Source organism: Ruegeria sp. AD11(2025), from assembly GCF_056542405.1.
In genome coordinates, this window is sequence record NZ_JBQFZU010000139.1 from 1 (window position 1) to 655 (window position 655).

Annotated in this window: 1 protein-coding gene; it reads left to right on the top strand. The window is 59.2% G+C overall.

Translation table 11 applies throughout. The features are described from left to right. Positions 1–655: hypothetical protein (locus tag ACR1XY_RS24750; protein WP_480597515.1), on the top strand; the 655-nt coding region annotated here is incomplete at both ends.

The window sequence follows — 655 nt, forward strand, 5'->3', positions numbered from 1 at the left end:
TAAAAACGTGGAAGAAGCCAAAGCGCGCATCCGACGCGAGCGGCCGGCCCTGTTCAATCCCGACTTATCCGGACAACTCGAGATTAACTTCGTCACGCTTGATGCACTGGAATGCTGCGCCGAGGCGCGCGCGAGTGAACTTCTGCGACACGAACGTAAACACCCTATCACCGCGGTGGTGGTTGCGGCCGGCGAAGACGCACGTAACGTGGCGATTGCGATGCGTCTGCGCCAGATGCAGCTTGAGAAACTGTGCTTTCGCGCGCCTATTTTCATGCGCAGTGATTCACTTTCTTCTATTGCCGCGGCCCCATTCTCGGACCTAACGGGTGGGATAGTTCCTTTTGGAGGGCGCAGTCTGGATGACGACGATATCGCATTGAACACGCTGTACCAGCAACTGGCCCGGGCCATCCATGACCGCTGGCGCAACTCGCCCGATGTTGTTCAGACCGATCAAAACGACTGGGACAACATGTCAAACGCGGACAAACGCGCGAGCTATCGCGCCGCCCTGTCGACCATTGAGATTTTCCAGGCGGCGGGTTTTGCACCCCCAATCGGGGCCAGGGTTGCTGGCCTCCGGCTTGAAGGGTCGGCAGGCCGCACCGTGTTGGAGAGCCAGGAGTTGGTCGTGGCGCTTGCAAAGACCGAG